The following is a 4612-nucleotide window of genomic DNA, read 5'->3' on the forward strand; positions in this document are numbered from 1 at the left end:
CCGGTGAGGACGAGCGCCCGTACGGAGGCGTCCGCGGCGAGCCGCTCCAGCAGCACCGGCACCTCGCGCCACATCTGAGGGGTCATCGCGTTGCGCTTGGCCGGGTTCCGGATGGTGAGCGTGGCGACGCCGTCGGCTTGCTCGGTGAGCACACCGGGCGGTGCCTGCTGTGCGGGCGGTGCTTGCTGTGCCGGGTCCATAGGTGCCGGATCGTATCCGGGGAGCGGGCGGCGCGGTGTGCGGCGGGGATGCCTGATCAGTCACAGAACCGGTGCGGCGCGTGCATCTTCTGTCAATTGCCATCGATAAGTGCCGACTTGCAGTCAGCGGAGCGGAGCACGCCCCTGGCATACCCACACTCGTTACACAGTCGTGCACGTACATCTGCAAGAACACTCGGAGAGTGAGGTGCGGGGAGATGGAGAGCCGTGGGAGTCATCCGCCCGGGGCGGGCGGGCAGTCCCCGGTCGCCGCACCGGTGCGGGAACCGGTCCAGGCCCCTTCCCACGAGGGGAGCTGGAGGTTCACGGCTCCCGCGCTGGATTCCTCCGTGCCGCGGCTGCGGCACGCCGTACGCGACCTCGTCCGGCGCCAGGGGCTGGTGCCCGACGAGATGCTGCGGAACCTGCTGCTGATCCTCTCGGAGCTGGTCACCAACTCCGTACGGCACGCGGCGCTGCTCTCACCGGAGATCGGCGTGGAGGTGTCGCTGGGCAACGGCTGGCTGCGCGTCGCCGTCGAGGACAGTCACCCCTACCGGCCCAAGGCACTGGACGCCGATCCCGGCCAGGAGCACACCGGCGGGCGCGGGCTGCTCCTGGTCAAGATGATCACTTTGGAGGCGGGCGGTATCTGTGATGTGGAGCAGACCGGCGCGGGCGGCAAGGTGATCTGGGCGGCACTGCCGCTGCCCGTCGTCTTCCCCCGACTGCCGTCGATCTGAGTCCGGACGCCGCTGCCGGCCTCACCGCCCCTGCGTCACCAGCCGGCGGCGGCGCCCGTGAGCTCGCCGAACGCCGGCCTGGCGGCGTCCAGCACCGTCATGAACCAGGCCGAGAACGCTCCCTCCGCCTGCCGCCGCGCCAGCTCGCCGGAGGTCACGAAGGCGGTCTCGGCGATCTCCTCCGGGTCCGGGTGGAGCTGGTCACGCACCAGTCCCGCGAAGAGGTGGTTGTACTCCTGCTCCACCAGGCCCGAGTCCGGATCGGGATGGTTGTAGCGCACCGTGCCCGCCGCCCGCAGCAGGAACGGCGCCGTGCCCAGTTCCTCGCCCACCCGCCGGGCCGCCGCGACGAACGGCGGCTCGCCGGGATACGGGTGTCCGCAGCAGGTGTTGGACCAGACTCCGGGGGAGTGGTACTTGCCGAACGCGCGGCGCTGCAGCAGCAGCCGCCCCTCCTCGTCGAAGAGGAAGACGGAGAACGCGCGATGCAGCCGGCCCGGTGCCACATGGGCGGAGAGCTTCTCGGCGGTGCCGATCGTCATCCCGTCCTCGTCGACCAGTTCGAGCATGATCGGGGCAATCGCGCTGTTCGCCATGTTCGTCCTTCTATCGGGCCACTGTTCGGCAATGCGCCCCAGTGTGCCGTACGTCAGTGGCACAACTTCGCTTCGTGCGCCGCATGTCCACGCGGCTCCAGTTGGAACGTGCAGTGCTCGACGTCGAAATGGTCGCCCAGACAGCCCTGCAGCTCATGCAGCACCCGCTCCTGCCCCACGGAGTCCAGCGCCTCCTGCGAGACGACCACATGTGCCGAGAGCACCGGCATCCCGGACGTGATCGTCCACACGTGCAGGTCGTGCAGACCGCTGACGCCGTCCACCGCGAGGATGTGTTCGCGCACCTCGGCCAGATCGACGTCCTTGGGTGCCGACTCCAGCAGCACGTCCAGCGCCTCGCGCGCGAGTCTGAGCGTACGGGGAACGATCATCACGCCGATGACCAGCGAGGCGATCGGGTCGGCGGGCAGCCAGCCGGTCGTCAGGACGACCGCCGCCGAGACCAGCACCGCCAGCGAGCCCAGTGCGTCGGCCAGCACCTCCAGGAACGCTCCGCGCACATTGAGGCTCTCCTTCTGGCCGCGCAGCAGGAGGGAGAGCGAGACGAGGTTGGCCACCAGGCCGATGGCGCCGAAGATGACGGTCAGACCGCCGTCGGTGCCGGCCGGGTCGAGGAAGCGGTCGACGGCCTCGTAGAGAATGAAGCCGCCCATGCCGAGCAGCAGGAGGCAGTTGGCGAGCGCGGCGAGGATCTCCGCGCGGGCGAAGCCGAAGGTACGCCGCTCGCTCGCGGGCCGGTTGGCGAAGTGGATCGCCAGCAGCGCCATGCCGAGCCCGAGCGCGTCGGTGGCCATGTGCCCGGCGTCGGCCAGCAACGCCAGCGAATCGGCGAGCAGACCCCCGACCACCTCGGTGACCAGGACCCCGAGGGTGATGCCGAGCGCGACCCGCAGCCGGTTGCGGTACGCGGCCGCAGCGGTGCTGCCCGCCGCGGGCGGCGGCCCCCCGTGATCGTGCCCTGCACCCATCGCCGCAGCCTCCGCGTTCACCGTGTGCGCCGTGTCCGCCGAAAAACGCCGAAAACACAGCCCCTGACGGTGGCAAGTCAACTACGCCGGACGGAGCGGTGCAACGCGACGCTGAACACCGTTGTCATGTGCTGTGACCTGGGCTTTTCTCCCGGTGTCGGCGCCGCAGGTCAGGACACCCTCACGCGGACCGGCAGTATTTTCGGCGGGGACCGTCAGCGGAGCCCAGGGTGCCGCAGGCACCAGCCCACCCACGCGGAGGTGACCATGTCCCGCACGCCGAACCGGGCCGTCCAGCCCAGCTCCTTCGCCGCCAGCTCCGCCGAGGCGACCACCCGGGCCGGGTCCCCGGCACGCCGGGGAGCGACCCGGGCCGCCGGCTCGCGCTTGCCGGTGATCTCGGCGACGAGGTCGGCCATCTCGCGTACGGAGACGCCGGTCCCGGTGCCGATGTTCGCCGTGAGGCCGGTGCCGCTGCCGGCGCGGGCACCGGAGGCGTCGGCGGTCACCCGGCGGGCGGCGGCGACGTGCGCCTCGGCCAGGTCCCGCACGTGGATGTAGTCCCGCACACAGGTGCCGTCCGGGGTCGGATAGTCGGCCCCGAAGATCATCGGCGCCTCGTCGCGGGTGAGGGCGTCGAAGAACATCGGGATGATGTTGAACACTCCGGTGTCCGCAAGCTCCGGCTCCGCGGCGCCCGCGACGTTGAAGTAGCGCAGCGAGGCGGTGGCCATGCCGGTGGCCCGGCCGGAGGAGCGCACCAGCCATTCCCCCGCGAGCTTCGTCTCGCCGTAGGGGTTCACCGGGGCGCACGGCGTGTCCTCGGTGACGAGATCGACATCCGGGGAGCCGTAGACCGCGGCGGAGGAGGAGAAGACGAAGCGGCGCACGCCAGCCGCGGCGACCGCCTCGAGCAGCACGGTCAGCCCGTGCACGTTCTCCCGGTAGTAGCGCAGCGGCTGCTCCATGGACTCGCCGACCTGCTTGCGGGCCGCCAGGTGGACCACTCCGGTGATCTCGTGGTCCGTGAGCGTACGGTCCAGCAGTGCCCGGTCCAGGACCGATCCCACCACCAGCGGCGACTGCCCGGGGACCCGCTCGAGCCGGGCCGGAATCCCCGCCGAGACGTCGTCCAGCACCACCACCCGTTCGCCGGCCTCCACCATCGCCCGAGCGACGTGTGCCCCGATGTATCCCGCCCCGCCTGTGATCAACCACGTCATACCGGCACCCTATCCACCCTCGATCGACCCGCGTTTGTGGCCCGCGCCCATGATCGACCATGCTGTCCCCGGCCGGGAGGCGATCGGCCGGTGAACGCGCGATGAAGGCTCGCCCCGTTCGATCCGATAGCCTCTGCCGACGTGCCGCACTCCCCTCGAACGGGCGACGGCGCGCCCTGAACGCTGCCAAGGAGTGAGTTCGACTGTCGACCGCCATCCTCACCGGTTCGCCGGTCGCCGGGTCGCCGCTGGAGAGCGACCTGCGGTCGCTGGGATTCGACGTGCGGGTGGCGGCCGAGCCCGGCCACGTCTCCACGGAACTGGCCGGCGTCCCGGCCGGTGAGAGGGTCGCGCTGGTCGATCCCCGATTCGTGGGCCACGCCCACAGCCTCCGGCTCGCCCTCACCGACCCCCGCTTCCCGGCGGCTGCCGCCCCGGGCGCGCTGACCGTCCAGCCGCAGGCCCGCGCCGCGCTGACCCGCGCCTTCGCCACCGCTGACCGGACCGTGCCCGCCGCGTCCGACGCGTCCGGCCCGCCGCAGGCCGCTGTCACGGCGCCGGCGCGCAGCGTGCCCGACACCCTCGCGGAGACCCTCGCCGCCGACGGCGTGGCCGTGCACCGGCCCGAGCTGGGAACGCTCGTCGCGACCGTTCCGGCCGACGACGAGGCACGGGCGGCTGCCCGGGAGGCCGTGGACGGCGTGGACGAGGAGGCGGTACGGCTGCGCTCCGCCGTCAAGCCGCGGGACGGCTTCTTCACCACCTTCTGCGTCAGCCCCTACTCCCGCTACATCGCCCGCTGGTGCGCCCGCCGCGGACTCACCCCGAACCAGGTCACGACGGCCTCGCTGATCACCGCGC

General features: G+C 71.6%; 5 protein-coding genes and 1 pseudogene. 2 read left to right on the plus strand and 4 right to left on the minus strand.

Translation table 11 applies throughout. The features are described 5' to 3' along the window. A partial coding sequence (locus ACRDP3_RS11410) for an enoyl-CoA hydratase/isomerase family protein (RefSeq protein WP_431516773.1) occupies positions 1-200 on the minus strand: 200 nt, incomplete at its 3' end. Between the two features lie 218 nt (positions 201-418). On the opposite strand from ACRDP3_RS11410, the gene ACRDP3_RS11415 reads away from it, so the two are divergent. Then, a complete protein-coding gene (locus ACRDP3_RS11415; protein WP_431516774.1) occupies positions 419-943 on the plus strand; it encodes an ATP-binding protein in 525 nt (174 codons plus the stop codon). A gap of 35 nt (positions 944-978) precedes the next feature. Here the strand turns inward: ACRDP3_RS11415 and idi are convergent, their stop codons facing one another. From idi to galE, 3 genes are all read right to left on the minus strand, one after another. Then, positions 979-1539, minus strand: a complete 561-nt coding sequence (gene idi / locus ACRDP3_RS11420; protein ID WP_431516775.1) for an isopentenyl-diphosphate Delta-isomerase — start codon at positions 1537-1539, stop codon at positions 979-981. Between the two features lie 53 nt (positions 1540-1592). Beyond that, positions 1593-2528 carry a cation diffusion facilitator family transporter gene (locus ACRDP3_RS11425; protein WP_431516776.1) on the minus strand — a complete coding sequence of 312 codons (936 nt, stop codon included), beginning with the start codon at positions 2526-2528 and terminating at the stop codon, positions 1593-1595. Between the two features lie 215 nt (positions 2529-2743). Further along, the gene (gene galE / locus ACRDP3_RS11430) at positions 2744-3751 is read right to left on the minus strand and encodes a UDP-glucose 4-epimerase GalE (protein ID WP_431516777.1); all 1008 of its coding nucleotides are present in this window, start codon (positions 3749-3751) and stop codon (positions 2744-2746) included. 203 nt (positions 3752-3954) lie between these two features. On the opposite strand from galE, the pseudogene ACRDP3_RS11435 reads away from it, so the two are divergent. Then, positions 3955-4612: pseudogene (locus ACRDP3_RS11435) on the plus strand (CDP-alcohol phosphatidyltransferase family protein); the annotation flags it as partial.

Origin of the sequence: Streptomyces sp. (genome assembly GCF_050698815.1) — a bacterium.
In the GTDB taxonomy this organism is placed as follows: Bacteria; Actinomycetota; Actinomycetes; order Streptomycetales; family Streptomycetaceae; genus Streptomyces.

Excerpts from the sequence above, each read along its gene's own strand:
- ACRDP3_RS11415 (WP_431516774.1), top strand. The coding sequence starts at position 419 with ATGGAGAGCCGTGGGAGTCATCCGCCCGGGGCGGGCGGGCAGTCCCCG.
- idi (WP_431516775.1), bottom strand. The coding sequence starts at position 1,539 with ATGGCGAACAGCGCGATTGCCCCGATCATGCTCGAACTGGTCGACGAG.
- ACRDP3_RS11425 (WP_431516776.1), bottom strand. The coding sequence starts at position 2,528 with ATGGGTGCAGGGCACGATCACGGGGGGCCGCCGCCCGCGGCGGGCAGC.
- galE (WP_431516777.1), bottom strand. The coding sequence starts at position 3,751 with ATGACGTGGTTGATCACAGGCGGGGCGGGATACATCGGGGCACACGTC.